Consider the following 21,199-nt stretch of genomic DNA (forward strand, 5'->3'; position numbering starts at 1 on the left):
CGCCTGGCCCGTACCACTACTGGCCTTCATAGTCCTCGTCGCGGTCGGCGCCGACTACAACATGCTTCTTATCTCTCGCCTACGCGAAGAATCCCAAAACAACATCCGCATCGGCGTCCTGAGAACCGTCACCAACACCGGATCAGTCATCACCTCGGCCGGCCTCATCTTCGCTGCCAGCATGTTCGGACTCATGGCCGGATCCATCTCGATCATGACCCAGGTCGGACTCATCATCGGCATCGGCCTGCTGCTCGACACCTTCATCGTCCGCACCATCGTTGTGCCGACCATCGCCACACTTGTCGGCAGAGCAAGCTGGTGGCCGAGTACCCGAACCGACACGCATCCAGTGTCCCGCTAGTACGCACGCACGTGCCGAGATCTGACCGGCCCCGCCAGTCATCCAGCCATCGCGCCCACCTCATCGACTGACACCCGCTCGACGGTCGGCCGCGGCAACCACACCCTACCGTCGCGGATCAGTGCCCAGACCACGTCAACCAGACGTCTAGCGAGAGCGATGAGAGCGTGGACGTGGGAACGCTTCTCGCGTCGTTTGCGCTGGTAGAACTCGCGGGACGGGCCGTCGCGTTGCGAGCTGTTGAGTGCGGCCATGTAGAACACCTTGCGAAGTCCTCTGTGGTAACGCTGGGGTCTACGCAAGGCTCCCCGGCGGTTACCGGAGTCGTGCGGTACCGGAGCAAGACCGGCGTAGGCGGCGAGTCTGGCGGGCGAGCCGAACGAAGTGAGGTCGCCGCCGGTGATCGCGACGAGCTCAGCGCCGCTTCGGGTGCCGATGCCTGGCACGGATTCGAGAATCCGTGCGTGACGGTGGCGGCGGAACACCTCGGTGATCTGCTTATCCAGGTCGGCGATCTGACGGGTCAGCATGACCAACGAGGTAGCCGCGTGTTGCACCAGTAGGGCTGTGGTCGCCTCGCCAGGCAGGGTGACGGTCTGCGCGGCCGCCGCGGCACGGGCTTTGTCGATCATCTTCGGGATCGTGGGTCGGCGGACGCCGTGACTGCGCAGGTGGTCGTAGATCTCGTCGTCAGAGACCGCAGCGATCGCAGATGGCGTGGCGAAGCGGGTGAGGAACGTTAGACCGGTCAGTGTCGAGTAGTCGAAACACCGTTCTAGTGCAGGGAAGATGCGGGTCAGCAGGCCGCGCAGGCGGTTGATGCCTCGCGTACGTTCAGCGACGAGGTCGTTGCGATGTCCGGTCAGCAGGTCGAGTTCGATCGCGACGTCGTCGGGCGCCGAGACGGTGGCGAGATCGCCACGTAGGCGGGCTGTCTGGGCGATCACGACCGCATCGCGGGCATCGGTCTTGCCCTCACCCGCGAACGCACCGGTCATGCTGTGCACGACCCGGCCGGGCACGTAGCGGATCTGCTGGCGCCGCGCAGCCAGCACACCCCTCAGCAGCGCCGATTCCGGTGCGGTCATGTCGATCGCCCACACCACGAATTTCATGTCGGCGACCCGGTCCATGAGCGCTTCGATCGCCGGTTGATCGTTGGGAAGCCGCCGAGACCACAGCACCGTTCCCGCCTCATCGACCGCGGCGGCGTGATGCGCATGCCGACCGACATCAATTCCTACCCAGATCTTTTCGTCCATACTGTCCTTCCGTGTGCGGTTGGCTCGTCAGGGTGGTTTCGCCGGCACACCTTTACACAGCGACAAGTTCGCGAACACATCTCAATCAGCGGCCGAAACGACCCGTCACGGTCCGGGGTGACCTTCCACGCCAAGCCACCAGCGACAACAGGTGATTGTCGAGCCACGCCCCGAACCGCGGACGAACGTCCGAGGCGACCGCCCCGGACGTACTCCAACGTAAAGGTGATTGTGCGGAAGCAACGCGGGCCGCGGAAGAACTGGGTCTCGCGGTAGCGCTAGTCGTAGTCCAGATCGTCCGCTTCTAGGACTTGCGGTGCCATCCGCCCGGCTGCGCCTCCGTAGACAGGCGTCCCTACATGGGAGGACCCGCAGATCGTGGATCATCTATGTAACCATCGGCTTATGGTTCCGTCAGACGAAGTCCAACTTCTCCTTGACCACGTCCGCACCACTGGCATCGAACCTAGAGAGTCCGCTCGTGGCTGGCAGCACATGGGCGCGATCATCTGCGATGCGGCGCTTCAGCGACAGGCAAAGTACAAGACGCACGTGCGTCCTCGTGTAGTCCGACTGATTGAACGATGGCCCGATGCTGGCACGCTGAGTGGGTTTAGACGCCGCATGGCGGATGAGTCGATCTCTGACACGCTCGCGTGGCGCGGACCGCAGAAGCTCGCGGTCATTGCTGCACTCACCAAAGCCTTCGACGAGGCAGGAGTCGACACGGTAGCGGATCTGGCCAACACTCTGGCGGATGAGGACCGCGGCCTAGAGCTACGCCGTGCGCTTCGCCGGATCGCGTACGTCGGTCCGAAGACCGTGGATTACATCGCCGTGCTCGCCGGCTCCGCCGAGCATGTAGCTGTCGACATGCACATTAAGGGCTTTGCTCGGGAGGCTGGCGTTTCGTACTGGAACGACTACAGCCGCGTCTCTCAGCTGGTGAAGGAAACCGCCGAAGCCGGGGGGTGGAGTACAGGGGCCTTGGACGCGGCGATCTGGAGCTACATGAGCGAACGAAAGAAGGTCTGACGTGGCCGAGGACATCCTTAACTGGCCGCGGGTCGGATCAGATCAGCGGCTTTACGTATGTCGTCCAGCAGAGCGTCAGTGGAAGGGTGGACTTGAAGATATCCATGCCACTGTGCGCGGTGGGGAAGCTACTCAAGGTTGGATCTTCAGCGGCGACGACTACCAGGCCGGACACTTGGTGTTGACGATCATGCAGACGGTTCCGATGCTCGTGATCGGTATCGACGTACCGATCAACCAGTACGACACGGATGGCAACATCATGTGGGAGCCGAGGCCAAGGGTCCATTTCCGCCATGGTCTCCCACTCGATGAAGTGGAAGCGAAGTCCCGCATTAACTTGCGAGATTTACATGGGTACCTCGCTGCGCCCGACATTCGTGGAGTCCTGTCAGCAATGAAATCGATTCATGCTGCTGACACCGGCATTTTCGGAAGCATTCCGTAGGGCGCTGCGTCCCCGAGTTGATAGGCAGCCGACGGTGGCACCCAGGACTTCAATCAGCCGCGGAACGTGATCGTGGAGGTTTCCGCAACGTCGGGGTCGTGGCCATTGATGGCCAGTAGCTGACGTGCGGCGATGAGCTGGAGTTCTTGGTATGGCCCTGGGCCGATGATCAGCCTCGCGATTGTTGTCTCTGCCGCCGGGCGCCAGTGGGTACCGAGGTTGATGGCAAACGTGGTAAAGGGCGTGAGACCGTAACCTCCGATGCGAAGTTCGCCGAACAGAGGCGAGGTGCTGGCAACCGGCGGCGCTGTATGCGTCATGACACGAAACTCCTGTTCGGCCTTGAACGAGTCATCTTTGTGCTGGGCGAGGTGCTTCGCCATCTCGAAGCGTGCGATAGCGAGGTCGTGGGGGCCGAGCGCGGGGCCGTTCGCGTAGCGGCTGATGAACTCGTCGGCGTCGTGTTCGATCGCGGCTGGCGTATAGCTCATTTCGACGAGATCCACGGCAGCTGGGAATCCCAGCAGCGGGTCCTCAGGGGCTGGCCGGTTGAACATTGGGTAGGTGTGATCCCTGAGGACGACCTTGGGTATGCCGATGGCAAATCCGCCTGCGCCCCCGGCATAGCCGCGCCACTGGCTGAGATCGTCGGACTGTGTGGAGAACGAAGCGGCAAACACCTGTGCGGGGTCTGGCAGGAATCCCTGCGCACGTAGTTCTAGAGCGAGGGGCAGCAGCTGGTGGCCGCCGCCGGTTGCGCTGGCGGCATTCTCGATCTTCTGTGCAAACACTTGGCCTGCGGTCTTTAGTTCGGCGTGGTCGTTCATGAATCGGACGTCGGACGCTTGGAATCGCAGCGTTCGCTGGTAGGTATACGCGGTGTAGAAAGCGTGTCCCTCGGTCGCGTACACCTTCGGGAAGCTCGCCTGGCCGATTTGATCAACAATGCCACGGAGCCCAGCCCCAGAAGTGTAGTGATACAAGATGTCGGTGTCGTCGGTGCCCACGTTGCTCATCCGCCTGCGAAGTCTGTGACCGGATAGCCCAGCCCGGCTTGTCGGTCACATTGTGCCCATGCACCCCGACACAGTCTCGTCGGGTGGCACCAACTAGCGACAATCTACCTTCGCGACGAGCAATTGGCGGCAGTGACGCATTCTAGGTCGTAGGGAGGGCGGCCCCTGTTGGTGGCTATGAATCCCCTCTGCAGCACGGACCTGGACCCAGCTGGAACAGGCCGCCGCGAAGGCGTCCCCGGTGACGAGTTACAAGACTGATCGGCGTGGTGGGGCACCACCATCGTCTCGTTGTCTGACAGATTATGTCCATGGCGTCTGTGCACGATGTAATCGAGGCGTTCCGCAAGGAGCCGACCAACTCCGAACGCGGCACCAAGTTCGAGCAGCTGATGGTTCGTTACTTCGAGCTGGATCCCACCATGGCGCAGCAGTACGACGGTGTGTGGCGATGGATCGACTGGCCAGGTCGCCAAGGGAAGCCGGACACTGGGATCGACATCGTCGCCCGCGAGCGCGACACCGGTGATTACACCGCGATCCAGTGCAAGTTCTACGAGCCCACCCACACCCTGGCCAAAGGCGACATCGACACCTTTTTCACCGCCTCGGGCAAGGCCGGGTTCACCAACAGGGTGATTATCTCCACCACCGACCGCTGGGGCCGCAACGCCGAAGACGCCATCACCGACCAGCAGATCCCGGTCCAGCGAATCGGGTTGGCCGAGATCGCCGAATCCCCGATCGACTGGGACATTGCCTGGCCGCAGGGCGAACTTCAGGTGGAACTGACACCCGCAGTCCGTCATCAGCCTCGCCCTCATCAGCAGCAAGCGATCGATGCGGTGTTTGACGGCTTCGCCGCGGGCAACGACCGCGGCAAACTGATCATGGCCTGCGGTACGGGAAAAACCTTCACCGCCCTGAAGATCGCCGAACGTACCGCCGCCGAGAACGGTGGCAGCGCACGCATCCTGTTCGCGGTGCCCTCGATCTCACTGTTGAGTCAGACCTTGCGCGAGTGGACCGCACAGACCGAGACCGACATTCGCGCCTTCGCCGTGTGCTCGGATACCAAGGTGTCGCGCGCGGCCGAAGACGTCAGCGTCGTCGATGTGGCCATCCCGGTCACCACCGACGGCCCCACCCTCGCCGCGCACATGGAACACCGGAAACGCGCTAGAGGTCTGACCGTCGTCTTCACCACCTATCAGTCGTTGCCGGCGGTCGCAGATGCACAAAACCGCGGGGTGGACCCGTTTGATCTGGTGATCTGCGACGAGGCTCATCGCACCACTGGCGTCACGGTGTCTGGGGCTGACGAGTCGAACTTCGTCAAGGTTCACGACGACGACTTCCTCCACGCCCACCGCCGGCTCTACATGACGGCGACACCCAGGATCTTCGCCGACACGGTGCGGGAGAAGGCCGAGGAACACTCGGCCGAGCTCACATCGATGGACGACATGGACATCTACGGCCCGGAGTTCCACCGGCTGTCCTTCGGCGACGCCGTCGACCGTGGGCTTCTCACCGACTACAAGGTGATCGTGCTGACCGTGGACGAAGGCCTCGTCGCGGCGCCGATGCAAAAGCAGTTGGCAGGCGAGTTTGCCGAACTGCAACTCGATGACGCCTCCCGCATCGTGGGCTGCTGGAACGGCCTGGCCAAGCGTGCCGGAACGACACCCGACGGCACGGGCTTTGCACCCGACGAACCGCCGATGCGCCGCGCGGTCGCCTTCGCCAAGGACATCGCCGCTTCTAAGCAGGTCGCCGAGGTATTCCCCGCAGTGGTCGACGCCTACCGAGACCTGCTCGACGACACCGATCCGCTCAATGACGCTACCGGCAACCGCGATCTCACGGTCTCGGCACGACATGTCGACGGCACCATGAACGCGCTGCAGCGTAACGAGGCGTTGCGGTGGCTGCGTTCGGGTTCCATCGGCGACGACGAATGCCGCATCTTGTCCAACGCCCGATGCCTGTCCGAAGGTGTGGACGTACCCGCCCTTGACGCCGTGTTGTTCCTTCACCCCCGCAATTCCGTCGTCGACGTCGTGCAGTCAGTTGGACGTGTCATGCGGCTGTCCCCAGGCAAGGACTACGGCTACATCATCCTGCCCGTGGCCGTACCCAGCGGCGTCAGCCCCGCAGCCGCGCTGAGCGACAACCGCCGATTCAAAGTGGTGTGGCAGGTCCTCAACGCCCTACGCGCCCACGACGACCGCTTCAACGCCATGGTCAACTCCATCGCACTGAACGCCGCCACCCAACAGGCCGGCCTCGGCAAGGGCAACGACCGACTACTCGGCGGACACATCGGCCCAGTCGCCGACGACACCGACTCCGTCGGCGGTGACTCCGCTTCTCCTGGCGCCTCGGGTGCGGGTGACGCCGGTACCGGCGACCACGACGTCGCCACCCAGCTGGCTCTGTTCTCCCTCTCGGAATGGCAAGAGGCGATCTATGCCCGCATCGTCGACAAAGTCGGCACCCGCGTCTACTGGGAACAATGGGCCGCCGACGTCGCCGACATCGCCGCAGCCCAAATCACCCGCATCAACGCACTGCTGGCCGACGCCGACCATGCGGTGACGCAACGCTTCGAGCTGTTCGTCCAGGCCCTACGCGACAACCTCAACGACTCGGTCAGCCGCGACGATGCGATCAGCATGCTCAGCCAGCACCTCATCACCAAACCCGTCTTCGACGCCCTGTTCGCTGGCCACGAGTTCGCCGCCCACAACCCGGTGTCGATCGTGATGCAACAGATGATCGACACCCTCGACGACGCAAACCTCGAATCCGAGACCAGCGGGCTGGAAAAGTTCTACCAATCAGTGCGCATCCGAGCCTCGGAGGTGACCAGCGCCGACGGCAAACAGCACGTCATCGCCGAACTCTACGAACGGTTCTTCCGGGTGGCGTTCCGCAAACAAGCCGACGCACTCGGCATCGTCTACACGCCCACCGAGATCGTCGATTTCATTCTGCGCGCCGCCGACCACGTCTCGCGAGACACATTCGGCCGTGGCCTGACTGACGACGGTGTGCACATCCTGGACCCATTCACCGGGACCGGCACCTTCCTCACCCGACTGCTGCAATCCGGACTGATCCTGCCCCACGACCTTGTCCGCAAGTATCGAAATGAGCTGCACGCGAACGAGATCATGCTCTTGGCGTACTACATCGCCGCGGTCAATGTGGAAACTACCTATCATGCGCTGACCACTCCCGATGGCGAAACCGGAACCTACGAACCGTTCGAGGGCATCGTCCTTGCCGACACCTTCCAGATCACCGAGGCCGACGACTCGATGGACTCGATCATGTTCCCGCAGAACAACCATCGCATCGAGAAACAACTTGCCGCACCCATCAACGTGATCGTCGGTAATCCGCCGTACTCGGTCGGCCAAGACAGCGCCAACGACATGAACGCCAACATCAAATATCCCACCCTCGACGCCCGGATCGCCGACACCTTCGGCGCCCGCTCCACCGGCACCAATAAGAACAGCCTCTACGACTCCTACTACCGCGCCTACCGCTGGGCCACCGACCGCATCGGCGACACCGGCATCGTTGCCTTCGTATCCAACGGCGGCTGGATCGACGGCAACACCGCCGACGGCGTCCGCCTCACCTTCGCCAACGAATACGCACAACTGTGGATCTACAACCTCCGCGGTAACGCCAGAACGTCCGGTGAGCTCCGAAAGAAGGAAGCAGGCAACGTCTTCGGTGGCGGAAGCCGTTCCACCATCGCCATCTTCATCGGCATCAAAGACCCCACCTACACCGGGCCATGCCGAATCCACTACCGCGACATCGGCGACTACCTCAGCCGAGAAGACAAACTCCGCATCATCGACGACGACGACCGTATCGAAACCATGGACTGGCAGACCATCGCACCCAACGAACACGGCGACTGGATCAACCAACGCAACGACGAGTTCAGCAACTGGCCCAGCATCGGCGACCGATCTCAGCCGAGCAACACAGTCTTTCGAACATTCTCACGCGGTTTGGAAACCGCACGCGATGCGTGGGTATACAACTACTCACGCGAGCAGCTCTACCAGTCGGTCACCCGCCTCATCGACAACTACAACGCCCTCCACACACCGTTCGAACTGTTCTGTGCTGACCGCGCAATCACTCGGCCGACCGAAGCCGTGGTCACAGAGTTCCTCGCCCAGAACCCGACCGCCGCAGCCGCGGATCGCATCAAATGGTCGGCAACCCTGAAGCAACACCTCGCACGAGGAACCCACGCCCGTTTTAGTGACGCAAACCTGGCGCAAGGCAGTTACCGGCCATTCGACCAACAGAACGTGTACTTCGACAGAATGCTCAACCATCGGCGCGGGGAACTGATGTCGATGTTCCCAACACCCCACCACCACAACTTCGGCTTCTACCAGGTCGGTAATGGCTCGGCAGTGCCGTTCAGCGTACTGATGATCGATCGGATCCCGGATCTCCATGTGACTGGCGCAGGTAGTGGTGGGCAGTTCTTTCCTCGCTTCATCTATGCGCACGTCGATGCGGCCGCAGATTCGGGTGAGCTCGACTTCGGTTCTGCCGCCGATGCTGTCGATGTTGACGAGCATGGTTACCGTCGCATCGACAACATCACCGACGAGATCCTCGCCCGCTACCGCCAAGCGCTCGGTGACTCGGTCACCAAGGATCAGATTTTCTGGTCGGTATACGGCCAGCTACATGTGCCGTCATACCGGGAGACCTACGCCGGCGATTTGAAGAAGATGCTGCCGCACATCCCGATCCCGGATTCGCTGGCGCGGTTCGATCAACTCGCCCAAGTCGGGGAGCAGCTGGGGCACTTGCACATGCGCTATGAGGACGTCGACCCGTATCCGCTCGATGTGCAACTCAAGCTCGGCGCAGACCCAGGGGACCGTGAGACCTGGCGGGTACAGAAAATGAAGTGGCGCAGCAAAACCGATCACACCGCCATCATCTACAACGCCAAGGTCACCCTCGGCGGGATTCCTCCCGAGGCCGAGGAGTACCTGCTTGGTGCACGCTCGGCGCTCGCCTGGATCATCGACCGGTACCAGGTCAAGACTGACAAGGCGTCCGGGATCGTCAATGACCCCAACCTGTGGTGCGACGAAAACAACGACCCGACCTACATCCTCGAACTGATCAAGAAGGTCACGACCGTAGCGACGGAGACGGTGAAGATCGTCAAGGACTTGTAGGACTCGAACAGGGCCCGGACACCAGCCACTGGCTCCGGGGGGGTGTTCAATCTGCCGGGGGTGCCGGTGGAGGCCTTAGCGGAAGCGGTGCCGCCGGCAAGCATCTAACAGCGAGAGGAACCGACGGGATCGCTCGCCGGTTGAGGGTGCGCCCTGGCTCGAGGATCTGACGGGTCTAGCGGTCGATGTAGAGGCGTGCTGCGTGGCGTTTGGCGGCGGCTTGGTGTTCTTCGGCTGCGCGGAGCGTGTCGCGGAGGGATGCGAGGGCTTCGGTGATGCTAGCGATGGCTTCGGCGGGGGTGGTGGGTGCGCCGAGGGTGTCGACGGCAAGATCGTCGCGTTGGGCGAGGTCGCGGTAGTCGCGCTCGATGTCGAGGGCCTGGCGTTGCAGAGCGATGATGGGGTCGTAGAGCTGGTCGATAGCCTGATCGAGCGTGTTCCCGGGGTCGTTCACGACGTTCTCTCCTTCGTCCAGGTATGCAGTGCCACAGTCGGTTAGGTGCGATATGCGTGGGCGCGGTGGTCGATTCTGACGACAATGATGGTGTGGTTGGGGGCGTCGATGCGGAGCAGGATGCGGTAGTCGCCGCGGCGGGCGCTGTGGAGTCCGTCGAGGTCGTCGCGCAGCGGTTTGCTGAGCCGGTGAGGGTTGCCAGCGAGAGGTCCGGAGATGAATTCGATGACGGCGTGGACGATCCGGGATGGAAGGCGTTGAAGGTCGCGGCGAGCTGGGGATGCGACCTCGACCCGGTATGGGGCGGGCGAGTCTGTGGGAGCGTCGCTCATTTCGGCGGCATGCCGTGTTCGGCGCGCAGGTCGTCGATGGAGACGGTGTGGCCGGCGGCGTACTCGGCGTCAGCGGTAGCGACGTCGTCGCGGACGCCGGCGCGTGAGAGCCAGTAGATCGTCTCGTGCAGCGATTCGAGGTCGTCGGCCGCCATCAGCACCGCGGCGGGTTTGCCGTGCTTGGTGATCGTGATGATGTCGTGGGTGGTCTCGGCGCTGTCGATGAGCGCGGAGAGCTTGTCCTTGGCTTCACCCAGTGGCACTGTCGTCATGCCGTCCAGTATAGCCGTTAGACTGGCCTGGAAATAGCCAGGCTTTTAGCCGATAATAGTAATTATGACATTTCCGCTGGTCAGCCAGGCGTCTCGGATAACGCGAAATTCACGCCGACACACCTGATTCCGGCGCGCGGAACGAGAGATTCGCACGTACGTTTGCTGTGACGCCCAATTTGGAAGGGGGTGAACACATGAAGGTGCCGAGATACAGGAAGAGCCCGACCGGATGGACTTGGTTGACCGCCGCAGTCCAGCTGGCCAGGCTTCTCCTTGACCTTAGTGACCACACGTGGCGGTGAGCCGCCGTGTGATCGTGCCGTGAGGATCGCTCCTCACATCGGTTGACGATAGACGCCGAAGGCACCCCATAGGGGGACGTCGTTCGGAGTTTTTCATCGACAGTGTGCAGTCTATGCATGCTCAACGGGAGAGCGCAGTGCAACAAGCACTGCGCTCTCCTTCTCGGCTGCGCAGGGCGGGCCGGGCCGGGCGATAGGCAACGGATTCAAAACCCTCCAGTGTCAGCTCGTGTTGTCCGGACTCCCCAGTCGTGAACCGTGCCCACGATGGTTCTGTGGCAACCGCTCCGGGGCATCCGGGAGGGCGGCAGCGCAGCGAAGCGGAGTCGAGGTACTGACTGCCATCTAAGTGAGCCGGTCCACCTGTCCCCCGGTCTGCGTGGCGTAGGCCTGGGCCTCGTCGAGTTCGTCGAGGGTGAATGCCCTTGTGTCAGCTGGCCGTCCCGGCGGCCGGACGATGAAGACCAGGTCGGCCAGCTCGACGCGACCTCTTTTGGGTGCGATGCGATTGGTTGGACCTGCCCCGACGTCGTTGTTCTCGGTCATCTCTCCCCTGGTTCTTCGCGGAGGTGCAACGCTTCGGGTGGCACCCACATAGTGATCGTGGCCGAGGAGACGTGGTTGGCGCTCTCGACGCGCATCTGGCAGATCCCGCGCCACAAGCCGTTGGATACTTGAAGCCAGGCCAGGAGAAAAGCCGGCATAGTTGGCTCGATGCGGGCGCCCGAGGCGCGTACTCGTAGTGAGACTCCCCCGCCTGCCGTGAGTGAACGGCCGCATGACGGGTCGGCGATCGCCATGTCGATCAGGACGGGCTTGGGTGGCTCGAACACACGAAGTGTTCGGTCGTCTGGCCACTGGTCGATGACTGTTTGACGGTAGGCGAACTCGCCGGGGAGCTTGAGGTCGAGACCGTCGACTGCAGCTTCCGAGGGTTTCATTATGCAGTCGCGGAACGGGTGCAGACCCGAAACGGTTGTGGCACTGAGTACGCCGCATTCTGGTATGAGGAACGCCCGTACGCCGGCGCCCGCCCGCGCATCGCGGAAGTACTGTGCCTTGCCCCGGTGTACCGGCAGGGGCTGTGCTACTCCGAACCGCCAACGGATGTGCCAAATCCGTTAACCAAGGTGAACGAGGTCGACTGTTCAAGGGTGACGCTGGTCCCTGGCGGTACGAACTACTTCAAGGTCGAGACCAAGGTGGCCGCGGCTCCGGAATGCACAGAGGGACAGGTCGAGTACTTCGCCGCGAAGCCGACACCGGCTGGATACTGCTTGACGTACTTCGAGCCTTAGACCATCCGCCGCGCGGCTAGTACGCAGTCGTAGAGCCCTCTGCGCCGTGATCGTGAGGCACGGGCGGCCGGGGCGAGGATCGGAGGTTCCACTGCCAGTCGGGGAACTCGGTTTCGAGCTGGGTGATCCGGTCGGACGAGAGTCGGTGTCGTCGGTACTCGGTGCGGCGTTTGGCCACCCAGGCGCCGATCGGGAATCCGTCGATTGTTGCATCGCGGGGCGGTGAGCTGGTGCCGTGTGCGGCGGCGTAGCGGTGCAGGTGATCGAGGCCGACGTGGAACGGTGGTCGAGCCCGCAGGGTCCACTGCCAGTCGGGGAACTCGGCTTCGAGCTGGTGGGCGTGTCCAGGTGGCATTTGTCCGGCCCGGTATTCGGCGCGGCGGCTGGCGACCCAGGTACCGATCGGGAATCCGTCGATGACGTCGTGGCGGCGGGCGTTGCTGGTGCCGTGGAGGGCGACGTAGCGACGCAGGTGGGTCACGCCGGCAGCGAAGGTCGTCCGGGCATTGGTCTTCCATTGCCAGTCGGGGAATTCGGATTCGAGTTGCGCGATCCGCTCCGCGGGCAAGACGCCACGACGGTAGTCGGTGCGGCGGGTGTTGACCCACCGGCCTATCGGGAAGCCGTCGATGACGTCCCGCTGGCGCGGGTTGCTGGTGCCGTGCACGGCGACGTACCGATGTAGATGGGCGATACCCTCATCGAATCGGCTGGTCACGGTCACCTAGTGTGCCTGTCGCTGGCAGCGGTCGGCCACCCACCCGAAGTCCTCACCACGACCACCAACGGGTCGCGGCGAGCATTACTTCTGGCGTCTAGCTGTCACACACCGTGGGATCTATACTGGGATCGAGAGGTGATCACCATGACAGCAGCGCATCCCCGGCCAGACCTGGCCGCCTACGCCGAAGCGGCACGTATGTCGCAGCCCGAACTCGTGGCTGCGTTGCGCGATCTGCTCGGCGCGAAGCTCGTGGCCTACCTGGGGCGGGTGAGCGAGACCCGAGCGGTACGGCAGTGGGCCGAGGGCACCCGCACCATCGCCAACCCCGACGACGTCGAACGGCTCCGGATCGCCTACCGCGCCGCCCGCCTGATCACCGAACGCGACACCCCCGCCGTCGCCCAAGCGTGGTTCCAGGGCCTCAACCCGGTCCTCGACGACCGGGCGCCGGCGTTGCTGCTGCGCGACGGCGAGCTCGCCGACGTCGGCCCCCAGGTGCTCAACGCTGCCCGCCAGTTCGCCGCGGTGGGATGAACCAACCCCGCACGTCGACGGTCGGCACCCCGCACGGTCCGATCACCACCAGCATCCAGGTCGCCGCGCCCATCTATCGGGTCGGGTACGCGCCGAGTCCGTGGGAGTGGACGCCGTGGGAGTACGCCACCGACGGCCGTTTCGCCGGCCGCTGGGATGACCCCGACGGGGTGTGGCGCACTCTGTACTGCGCCGGCACTCCCTTGGCCTGCTATCTCGAAGTCCTCGCGTTCGCCCGACCCAGCCCGCAACTGATCGCCGAGCTCGACGACATCGTCGTCGACGAGGAAGACGAGCAGGACTATCCCACGCTGCCGCCCGGGTGCGTCCCGCGATCGTGGTGTGAGGCACGGATGCTCGGCCACGGCACCCTGACCGGACGGTTCGCGGTGCCCGCCGACCCGGACAGCCTCGCCACCCTGCGGACGGTGTTTCGGCCGCTCGCGATCCGCTACGGGCTCGATGACCTCGACACCGCCGCGTTGCGGGACGGCCGGCCCCGCGGCCTCACCCAAGCCATCTCCCGTTGGCTCTACGCCCTCACCGACCACGGACAGGCAGCAGTCGACGGGATCGAGTTCGACTCCCGCCACGGCGACCAGCTACGCATGTGGGCGCTCTACGAACGCGCCGCCGACCCCGACATCAGCCCCCACATCGACGTGGTCGACCACTGCCCCATCGACGCCGCGGATCCACACCTGGCCCGCGCCCTGACCCTCCTCGGACTCAAGTGGACCCCCGCATAGACCGACCTGAAACAGGCTGTGCCGCAACGCCGAGCGAGGATGAGGCTGGCTCGACCAGCCGTGGTAGTGCCTACGACCGTCTCTTCGACACCGGGATCGCCCACCTGCACCGCTACGTCGCCATGCATGGTTCCAGCTCACCTCCCCGCGGCGCGACGATCGACGGGTTCGCGATCGGTCAGTGGGTCGTCAACCGCCGTGCCGAGTACCGGCGGGGCCAGCTGTCGCCCGAGCGGATCCGCCGCCTCGACACCGAGTTCCCCGGCTGGGTGTGGAATGTGCGTGAGGCGATGTTCGACGTCGGCGTGACCCATCTGCGCAGGTATGTCGCCGTCCACGGCACGAGCAACGCCGGAGAAGGCGATGTGGTCAACGGTTTCGAGATCGGCACCTGGGTCGCGTCCCGGCGCGCCGACTACCGCAGAGGCCGACTGTCGGCCGAGCGGATCGCGCGTCTGGAGTCCGAGTTCCCGGACTGGCAGTGGCTGCCGCAGGACGAAGCCTTCGCGGCCGCATTCGAGACCGGACTGTCCCACCTGCGCCGCTACGTTGCCGCCCACGGCACCAGCCAAGTCCCTCAGCGGGATGTGATCGACGGGTTCCCTATCGGTACCTGGGTCGCCACGCGCCGCGCCGACTACCGCAAAGGCCGATTGTCGGCGGAGCGGATCCGCCGCATCGAAACCGAGTTCCCGGACTGGCGGTGGACGGTACGACCCGCCGCCACGAGCAACCGGCGGTGACACCGTGCCCAGCGAGCACGACTCCCCGACCGCTGGCCGTCGCCGTGCGGACGAGCGGCGGTTCGACGCCGGGATCGCGCACCTACACCGCTACGTCGCCGCGCACGGTTCGAGCTCGCCGCCCCGCCACGCGACGATCGACGGCTTCGCGATCGGCGGCTGGGTCGACAACCGCCGCACCGACTACCGGCTCGGCCGGCTATCGCCCGAGCGGATCCGCCGCATCGAAACCGAGTTCCCCGACTGGCGGTGGAATGTGCTCGATGCCGCCTTCGCGGCCGGGATCGCACACCTGCGCCGCTACGCCGCTGCACACGGCACCAGCAACCCCCGCCAGCACGACGTCATCGACGGGTTTCCGATCGGCCAGTGGGCGGCGAACCGTCGCGCCGACTACCGCACAGGCCGACTAACTGCTGATCGAATCGCGCTGTTCGACAACGAGTTCGCGGACTGGCAGTGGAACCCCCAGGACGCGGCATCGGCCGCCGCGTTCGAGGCCGGCGTCGCGCACCTGCATCGGTATCGGGCCGTGCACGGCACCAGCAGCCCCAGCCAGCGGGACGTGATCGACGGCTTCGCGATCGGCCAGTGGGTGGCCAACCGTCGCGCCGACTACCGTCGGGGCACCATGCCAGCCGACCGGGTCGGCCGCCTCGAGGCCGAGTTCGACGACTGGCGATGGACAGGCCACAACCGACCTGGTGTTCGTCGCGGCGCTGGGGAGCGATGAGGAGATGCGGTGAACCTTGCTGCGGCAGTAGCGGAACGGGTGGCAGCGAAGGCGGCACAGCCTCCTGCATGCGACGACGTCGCTGTAATGGCCGCGTGGGCTGTCGGGGACTGTGTGTGCGTGGTGTTTCGTTCACGCCTGGTCAGTGACCCGGCGAAGGTGTTCGGCGTGATCTACGACCTCGACTTCCACCCTTCGGATGCAGGACCCGTCACCGATATCGAGGCTGCCGCCTATCACATCCTCGCGTTCGAGGTCATCGAGCCGCACCCCTATCCCCAGGTGTTCGCCACCGGTAACGAAGCTATTCACTGGCGGGTGATGTCGGCGCGGGAACATGACCTACTGGCCGTCATATCGCAGCTGCCAGACGTCGGCGCTGTGGGCGATCAGGGCATAACGATCCGAGGCCGCTCCTGATCCGACACAGCAGCCCGCCGGGCTGAGGCAACGGGTTCAAAACCCGGCCAGTGTCAGTTCGAGTACGGCCGGCGGCACTGAAGCAAACGTGGGACGGGATTGTCCGGTTCGGTAACGATGTCCGAGTGGGCTGCTATAGGTAGTTGACATTCGATCGGCCATTGCGCGCCGATCGCCGCTTGTGTGAAAGGCTCTCCCGCTCAATGGCTATGCCCCCGCTCCCCCCTGCCGTCTCCTCGTCAGAGCCGCCGGCCACCCCTTCACCTCGCAGGACTCGATCCCGGGTCCTGGTCGGCAGCTGCGCGGCTGCGCTGGCCCTGGCGCTGGGAGCGTGCGGGACGACCGACACCGTGACCACCGAGCGTGTCGCTGACACCTCGACGCTGCCTGCGACGAAGACGTCCGCGGTCGCGGCGTCGGAGGTGTCGCTGCCCACCGCGACGCCGGTCGTCACGGTGTCGGCGGCACCGGCCGCGAACAAAGCGCTGGCCACGCTGGACACGCTCGAGGTGAAGGGTCGCGCACCCAAGACCGGGTATGACCGGGATCTGTTCGGGCAAGCTTGGACCGATGGCGTGAACGTCGACAGCGGCCACAACGGCTGCGACACCCGCAACGACATCCTGCGCCGCGACCTCACCAACATCGTGCTCAAGCCCGGCTCCAACGGCTGCGCGGTGCAGTCCGGAACACTCGCCGACCCCTACACCGGCACCACCATCTCGTTCGTGCGTGGCCAGCAAACCTCGTCGGCGGTGCAGATCGACCACGTCGTCGCGTTGTCGGATGCATGGCAGAAGGGCGCCCAGCAGCTCTCCGCGGCTCAGCGAGCGGACTTCGCCAACGATCCGCGCAACCTGCAAGCCACCGACGGCCCCACCAACCAGCAAAAGGGCGACGGTGATGCCGCGACCTGGCTGCCGCCGAACCGTTCCTACCGCTGCACCTACGTCGCCCGTCAGGTCGAGGTCAAAGCTGCCTACCAGCTGTGGGTGACCCAGGCCGAGAAGGACGCCATCACCCGCGTTCTCGGTAGCTGCGGCGCCGCGGTGCCGGCACCGACGACCCGCCAGGTCCCCAACACCCGGACCTCGACGGCGACACCGATCCCGGAACCGACCTACACGCCGCCGACGACGACCTACACCCCGCCACCTGCGGTTGAGGCGCCGGCGTCGGTCTACTACGCCAACTGCTCGGCAGTCCGCGCCGCGGGCGCGGCCCCGATCTACGCCGGGCAACCCGGTTACAGCAGCAAGCTCGACCGCGACGGCGACGGCGTCGCCTGCGAATAGACACCCCGCCATCCCCCACGCCGTCACGACGGTCCTTTCGGAACGTCGTGACGGCGGTCTAGGCTGCGGGCGCGGCACCTTCCCGGGGTGTTGCGAACCCTGTCGTCGAGAACTCTCAAGGAGTGGTCATGGCTGGAATCGCAGACAAGTTCGACAAGGCATACGAAGACAAGTCGCTGGCCGAGCTGGCCGATGCGCCGGTCGCGGCGCTGCAAGGCGTCAGCGACGGTGACGCCGAAAAGCTCCAGGCGGCGTTCAACATCAAGACCGTGCGTGACCTGGGCACCAACAAGTTCTTCCTCTGGGCCCAGGCGGTCGCCAAGCTCGCCGAATAGACCGGCCAGCTGCGCGGAATACCGCGGGTGGGGCCACCGTTGACTCGTGCGACGGTGGCGGGCTCATTGCCCCGGGCCTCACCCCTTTCCGCCGCTGCGTGCGGCCACTCGCCGAGAGGCGCACTGACCGGCACCGTCCATCTACACACTGAGGCCGTCGACCCACTCGGGTCGGCGGCTTCAGTCGTCACCAGCAGCGCGTGTGTGCAGTCACCGCGGGATGACGGTGCCCTCGGGGAGGTCGTACTCGGCGAGGATCACCTCGTCGCCGTAGACGGGTGGGAAGTCATCGCCGGGGATCTGTGGGACGGCAAACATGAGTTTGAGGAACAGGCCGGGGTCGGCTCCGTCGAAGGCGCGCAGGGAGATCCACGGCCGGGTGCCGAACGGGTCATCGACGTGGCCGTCCCATCCGCCGAGCTGGTCGAGATAGTTGGCGAGGGTGCGGCCGGGGTAGCCGAATCGGGCTGCGTAGTTGATCGCTGTGGTCTCTGCGGTGATGCGTACGCGTTCGATCACGGCCTGAGGATAGACACCGACCGGTCGGTGAGCGAGGACAGTGGAGCGTATGGCTTCCATGGCGCCGATGCTCGCAACTGCGGGTCCTCCCCCGTCGGGTTCGGGCTGGTCGTGGGAGATGAAGTTCGATGGCCAGCGCTGTGTCGCCCGAGTCGCTAGCGGGAAGGTGTTGCTGTTGAGCCGCAACCTCAGCCCGATCACCTCGACCTACCCCGAGATCACGGCCGCCCTGATGAACGCCAGTGGCGGCCGCGACGTCGTGGTCGACGGTGAGATCGTGGCTCTCGACGCCGACGGGCGGCCGTCGTTCTCGCTTCTGCAACGACGCATGCACACCCCGCGGCCGGGCCGGCGGCTGCTCACCGATGTTCCGGCGGCGTTCTATCTGTTCGACGTCCTGGAGCTCGACGGCTCCGACGTCGGACCGCTGCCCTACTTCGAGCGCCGCGAACTGCTCGACACCTCGCTCACCAGTATCGGCGCGGCGCAGGTCACCCCGTACTGGCCTGACAGCTCCGCCGAACCGATGCTCGAGCTCGCGAGGACGTTTGGCCTGGAGGGGGTGGTCGCCAAGCGAGCAACGTCGAGATACGTGCGGGGGCAGCGGTCCCCGGCGTGGGTCAAGGTTCCTCTGCGGCTCAGCGCCGAAGTGATCGTGTGCGGGTGGACCGGCGGCCCGGCGATGGTGCGGTCGCTGCTGGTCGGCGGCTACCGATCCTCGGGTGAGTTGGTCTACCTCGGGGAGGTCGGTACCGGGTTCACCCAGCGGCACCGCCGCGAGATCGCTGAACGACTGGCGGCGATAGCGCGCCCCGAGCATCCGTTCACCACCGAGCACTCGCCCACCAGGATCAGAAACGTGCGGTGGGTGCGACCGGTATTGATCGGCACCATCGAGTACCGCGAGCTCACCCGCCGGCTGCGACATCCCTCGTGGAAAGGCTTGCGCACCGACAAAACCCCGGACGAGGTGATCTGGCCCGAACACGACACCCAGTCCTGACTACTCGGACGTCGACTCGGTCACCTGCACAACGCAACCACGATGGCCCTGTGGCAACCGACCCGCCGGGGAGGGCGGCAGCGCAGCGCCAGCGGAGTCAGCTCGTGGCTTCTCCGAGTCGATCGACCTGTCCGCCGACCTCGTCGGCGTACGCCTGGGCCTCGGTCGCCTCATCGTCGGTGTAGACCCGGACGTCTGCCGCCCTACCGGGCGGCCGCACGATCAACGTCAGCTCGTCGATCGCGACGCGGCCGCGTTTGGGTGCGACGCGATTCGTGGGCCCGGCCCCGGCATCGTTGTTCTCGGTCATCGCTCGGCGGCGTCCTCTCGCGGTTGCAGCGCCTCGGGTGGCACCCACATCGTGATGACGGCCGACGAGACGTGGTTGGCGCTTTCGACCGGCATCTGACAAATACCGCGCCACAATCCATTTGAGACCTGCAACCACGCCAAGAGGAGCGCGGGCATGGTCGGTTCGATACGGGCACCGGAGGCTCGCACCCGCAGCGAGACTCCCCCGCCGGCGGCATATGACCGTCCGCAGGACGGGTCAGCGATCGCCATGTCGATCAGCACGGGCCTGGGCGGGTCGACCACGCGTAGTGTTCGGGTGTCGGGCCAGCGATCGAACATGCTCACAGTTTAACCCAACGGGTCGAATGGGTGTTCGATGCTCGTGTAGTTTGTACGGGTAGGCGGGGGTGTGACCGGAAGGGAAGTCCGGGACCGTACGCACCCCCGCCGTTCCCGCGGCTGGGAGGTGAATCGGTGGATGCGCGACCACGGTTGCACGTGACCCAACGTGCCATCCTCACCGAGGACGACAGCGGTGTCTGGACGGGCCGGTATGGCGGAGAAAACTGGTCTGTGACAGCGGATTCCGAAGAGGGCGCTCTCAGACGTCTGCGCGAGAAGCTTGAATCCCTCCTCGACGAGGACGAGCGCACCGCACGCATCATCTCCCTCGGGGAGCAGGCCGCCCAGGGCAGCTACACCGAAGAGGGTTTCGAGGCGCGTCTCATCAACCAGGAGGCCTACGAGGATCGGATGATCGAGGCGATAGAGACCGACTTCGACCAGGACTGACCCGTGACGTCTGCCTGCCTGACGGCCCTCGCCGGTGATGCAGCGGTGCACCGACACCGCAGACCTTCGCCCCAGCACTGGTTCATCACGCGACCTGCTGAAAGGGCGTGACGGTCCGGCCTGTCGAACCGCTCGACAGGGGCCTCGCGGCGAATGCCCGGGATCAGATTGCGCCGCTGCTAGCCGCGAACACCGCGGCGTAGAGGACTGCCACAGTCCGGGATGCTTGCTCGCGGACAGCGCTGTCGGGGTCGTAGAGGTAGGCCTCGACCGTGCCGATGAGATGGACGGGGGTCGGCCGGAACCGTCGGAGGCAGGCTATCGCTGTCGCCCGCACGCTGGGATCGCTGATTTGGTCGGCAACGAGATGCACATCCTCTTGCTGGCCATGCTCGGTCAGGAACTCAAGGATCCCCGATCGACAAACGCCCAGTGTGCGGTCTGCTGCGAGCCTCGATAGTTCGTCGCGATGATCGCGGGATGCCAACTCCCGCAGCGCTTGCGCCGCTTCGGTCAAGACTTCAGCGCTCACTGGTGGCTGAAGGTGAAACTGGTCGATGAGCGCCTCGGCGGCGCCGCAATCGCGGACGCCGGTGCTGGCCAGCAACCGGCAGAGATCGATCCGGAGTTGATCGACCTCGCTGCTGTCGGTGAACCCAGATCGTTCCTCGATATGGCGCAACCAGTCCACGAGAACGCGCGTGGGAGAGGACATCCGCCGCGTGTCGGCTACGCCGAGGTGTCCGTGCGAGTGTGGCGAGGGATCGGCGTGTGCGAGGTCGGCGGCGAGGCGCTGGTAGACGCGCTCTCGCTTCGACAGCGCGGTCACATCGGGCCTGTCGATCGGCGGTCGATGTTTACCTGCGTGGGTGACGCGGGAACGCATCCTGGCATCGCGAGTCCTTACCCGTCCGGAGCCGCCGCGGATCGGCTGGCTGTTCGGAGGGTCTGATGCAACTGGGCTGCCGAGATGTTCCGACCGACCGACCAATCGGCCGGATAGGCCTGGCCCACGGCGTCGGTGGGACG

25 protein-coding genes are annotated in these 21,199 nt (G+C 64.9%); 14 read left to right on the top strand and 11 right to left on the bottom strand.

The window, feature by feature from the left end:
• On the top strand, positions 1-364 hold a 364-nt coding region (locus NWF34_RS23005), incomplete at its 5' end, for an MMPL family transporter (protein ID WP_258326174.1).
• Between the two features lie 38 nt (positions 365-402).
• Here the strand turns inward: NWF34_RS23005 and NWF34_RS23010 are convergent.
• Positions 403-1,626 carry an IS110 family transposase gene (locus NWF34_RS23010; RefSeq protein ID WP_006896189.1) on the bottom strand — a complete coding sequence of 408 codons (1,224 nt, stop codon included), beginning with the start codon at positions 1,624-1,626 and terminating at the stop codon, positions 403-405.
• 495 nt (positions 1,627-2,121) lie between these two features.
• On the opposite strand from NWF34_RS23010, the gene NWF34_RS23015 reads away from it, so the two are divergent.
• Both NWF34_RS23015 and NWF34_RS23020 read left to right on the top strand, forming a co-directional pair.
• A complete protein-coding gene (locus NWF34_RS23015) occupies positions 2,122-2,661 on the top strand; it encodes a hypothetical protein (RefSeq protein ID WP_258326175.1) in 540 nt (179 codons plus the stop codon).
• 1 nt (position 2,662) lies between these two features.
• The gene (locus NWF34_RS23020) at positions 2,663-3,109 is read left to right on the top strand and encodes a hypothetical protein (protein ID WP_258326176.1); all 447 of its coding nucleotides are present in this window, start codon (positions 2,663-2,665) and stop codon (positions 3,107-3,109) included.
• 53 nt (positions 3,110-3,162) lie between these two features.
• Here the strand turns inward: NWF34_RS23020 and NWF34_RS23025 are convergent, their stop codons facing one another.
• Positions 3,163-4,116 (bottom strand): DUF2971 domain-containing protein, encoded by a 954-nt coding sequence (locus NWF34_RS23025; RefSeq protein WP_258326177.1) that lies wholly within the window; start codon positions 4,114-4,116, stop codon positions 3,163-3,165.
• A 320-nt stretch (positions 4,117-4,436) separates the two neighbouring features.
• Here NWF34_RS23025 and NWF34_RS23030 point away from each other — a divergent pair, with 320 nt between their 5' ends.
• A complete protein-coding gene (locus tag NWF34_RS23030; protein ID WP_258326178.1) occupies positions 4,437-9,368 on the top strand; it encodes a DEAD/DEAH box helicase in 4,932 nt (1,643 codons plus the stop codon).
• Between the two features lie 175 nt (positions 9,369-9,543).
• Here the strand turns inward: NWF34_RS23030 and NWF34_RS23035 are convergent, their stop codons facing one another.
• The 4 genes from NWF34_RS23035 to NWF34_RS23050 form a co-directional block, all read right to left on the bottom strand.
• Positions 9,544-9,822 (bottom strand): hypothetical protein, encoded by a 279-nt coding sequence (locus NWF34_RS23035; protein ID WP_258326179.1) that lies wholly within the window; start codon positions 9,820-9,822, stop codon positions 9,544-9,546.
• Positions 9,823-9,863: 41 nt separating this feature from the next.
• On the bottom strand, positions 9,864-10,154 hold the full coding sequence (locus NWF34_RS23040) for a type II toxin-antitoxin system RelE/ParE family toxin (RefSeq protein ID WP_258326180.1): 291 nt from the start codon (positions 10,152-10,154) through the stop codon (positions 9,864-9,866).
• Positions 10,151-10,426 carry a type II toxin-antitoxin system Phd/YefM family antitoxin gene (locus tag NWF34_RS23045; protein WP_258326181.1) on the bottom strand — a complete coding sequence of 92 codons (276 nt, stop codon included), beginning with the start codon at positions 10,424-10,426 and terminating at the stop codon, positions 10,151-10,153. The genes NWF34_RS23040 and NWF34_RS23045 overlap by 4 nt, the downstream gene beginning before the upstream one ends.
• 650 nt (positions 10,427-11,076) lie before the next feature.
• Complete coding sequence (locus tag NWF34_RS23050; protein ID WP_258326182.1) at positions 11,077-11,277, bottom strand: hypothetical protein; 201 nt, start codon at positions 11,275-11,277, stop codon at positions 11,077-11,079.
• A gap of 608 nt (positions 11,278-11,885) precedes the next feature.
• On the opposite strand from NWF34_RS23050, the gene NWF34_RS23055 reads away from it, so the two are divergent.
• Positions 11,886-12,029 (top strand): hypothetical protein, encoded by a 144-nt coding sequence (locus NWF34_RS23055; protein ID WP_258326183.1) that lies wholly within the window; start codon positions 11,886-11,888, stop codon positions 12,027-12,029.
• 16 nt (positions 12,030-12,045) lie between these two features.
• Here NWF34_RS23055 and NWF34_RS23060 read toward each other — a convergent pair whose 3' ends face one another.
• Positions 12,046-12,747: a helicase associated domain-containing protein gene (locus NWF34_RS23060; protein WP_084813131.1), complete on the bottom strand. Its 702-nt coding sequence runs from the start codon at positions 12,745-12,747 to the stop codon at positions 12,046-12,048.
• A gap of 147 nt (positions 12,748-12,894) precedes the next feature.
• On the opposite strand from NWF34_RS23060, the gene NWF34_RS23065 reads away from it, so the two are divergent.
• From NWF34_RS23065 to NWF34_RS23095, 7 genes are all read left to right on the top strand, one after another.
• Positions 12,895-13,287 (top strand): hypothetical protein, encoded by a 393-nt coding sequence (locus tag NWF34_RS23065; protein WP_058253264.1) that lies wholly within the window; start codon positions 12,895-12,897, stop codon positions 13,285-13,287.
• Positions 13,284-14,036, top strand: coding sequence for an RES domain-containing protein (locus tag NWF34_RS23070; RefSeq protein ID WP_075862418.1), 753 nt, complete (start codon positions 13,284-13,286; stop codon positions 14,034-14,036). Before NWF34_RS23065 ends, NWF34_RS23070 begins: the two co-directional genes overlap by 4 nt.
• A complete protein-coding gene (locus NWF34_RS23075; RefSeq protein ID WP_075862419.1) occupies positions 14,021-14,779 on the top strand; it encodes a helicase associated domain-containing protein in 759 nt (252 codons plus the stop codon). The genes NWF34_RS23070 and NWF34_RS23075 overlap by 16 nt, the downstream gene beginning before the upstream one ends.
• A 4-nt stretch (positions 14,780-14,783) precedes the next feature.
• Positions 14,784-15,512: a helicase associated domain-containing protein gene (locus tag NWF34_RS23080; RefSeq protein WP_075862420.1), complete on the top strand. Its 729-nt coding sequence runs from the start codon at positions 14,784-14,786 to the stop codon at positions 15,510-15,512.
• Positions 15,513-15,521: 9 nt separating this feature from the next.
• Positions 15,522-15,932 (top strand): hypothetical protein, encoded by a 411-nt coding sequence (locus tag NWF34_RS23085; RefSeq protein WP_139319381.1) that lies wholly within the window; start codon positions 15,522-15,524, stop codon positions 15,930-15,932.
• A gap of 209 nt (positions 15,933-16,141) precedes the next feature.
• Entirely contained in the window at positions 16,142-17,227 is a 1,086-nt protein-coding gene (locus tag NWF34_RS23090; protein ID WP_075862422.1) for a DUF1524 domain-containing protein, read from the top strand.
• Between the two features lie 128 nt (positions 17,228-17,355).
• Positions 17,356-17,562: a hypothetical protein gene (locus NWF34_RS23095; protein WP_044508856.1), complete on the top strand. Its 207-nt coding sequence runs from the start codon at positions 17,356-17,358 to the stop codon at positions 17,560-17,562.
• A 210-nt stretch (positions 17,563-17,772) separates the two neighbouring features.
• Here the strand turns inward: NWF34_RS23095 and NWF34_RS23100 are convergent, their stop codons facing one another.
• The gene (locus NWF34_RS23100; RefSeq protein ID WP_075862423.1) at positions 17,773-18,081 is read right to left on the bottom strand and encodes a hypothetical protein; all 309 of its coding nucleotides are present in this window, start codon (positions 18,079-18,081) and stop codon (positions 17,773-17,775) included.
• 67 nt (positions 18,082-18,148) lie between these two features.
• Between NWF34_RS23100 and ligD the strand changes: the two genes are divergently transcribed.
• On the top strand, positions 18,149-19,084 hold the full coding sequence (gene ligD, locus NWF34_RS23105) for a non-homologous end-joining DNA ligase (RefSeq protein ID WP_258326186.1): 936 nt from the start codon (positions 18,149-18,151) through the stop codon (positions 19,082-19,084).
• Positions 19,085-19,181: 97 nt separating this feature from the next.
• On the opposite strand, the gene NWF34_RS23110 is transcribed toward ligD, so the two are convergent.
• Both NWF34_RS23110 and NWF34_RS23115 read right to left on the bottom strand, forming a co-directional pair.
• Positions 19,182-19,394, bottom strand: coding sequence for a hypothetical protein (locus NWF34_RS23110; protein WP_058253254.1), 213 nt, complete (start codon positions 19,392-19,394; stop codon positions 19,182-19,184).
• On the bottom strand, positions 19,391-19,717 hold the full coding sequence (locus tag NWF34_RS23115) for a hypothetical protein (RefSeq protein WP_058253253.1): 327 nt from the start codon (positions 19,715-19,717) through the stop codon (positions 19,391-19,393). Before NWF34_RS23115 ends, NWF34_RS23110 begins: the two co-directional genes overlap by 4 nt.
• 159 nt (positions 19,718-19,876) lie before the next feature.
• Here NWF34_RS23115 and NWF34_RS23120 point away from each other — a divergent pair, with 159 nt between their 5' ends.
• Positions 19,877-20,170, top strand: a complete 294-nt coding sequence (locus NWF34_RS23120; RefSeq protein ID WP_258326184.1) for a hypothetical protein — start codon at positions 19,877-19,879, stop codon at positions 20,168-20,170.
• Positions 20,171-20,333: 163 nt separating this feature from the next.
• Here NWF34_RS23120 and NWF34_RS23125 read toward each other — a convergent pair whose 3' ends face one another.
• Complete coding sequence (locus NWF34_RS23125; protein ID WP_139114234.1) at positions 20,334-21,056, bottom strand: hypothetical protein; 723 nt, start codon at positions 21,054-21,056, stop codon at positions 20,334-20,336.
• Between the last annotated feature and the right edge of the window lie 143 nt (positions 21,057-21,199).

The organism is Gordonia sp. GONU, assembly GCF_024733855.1.
Classification (GTDB): Bacteria; Actinomycetota; Actinomycetes; order Mycobacteriales; family Mycobacteriaceae; genus Gordonia; species Gordonia amicalis.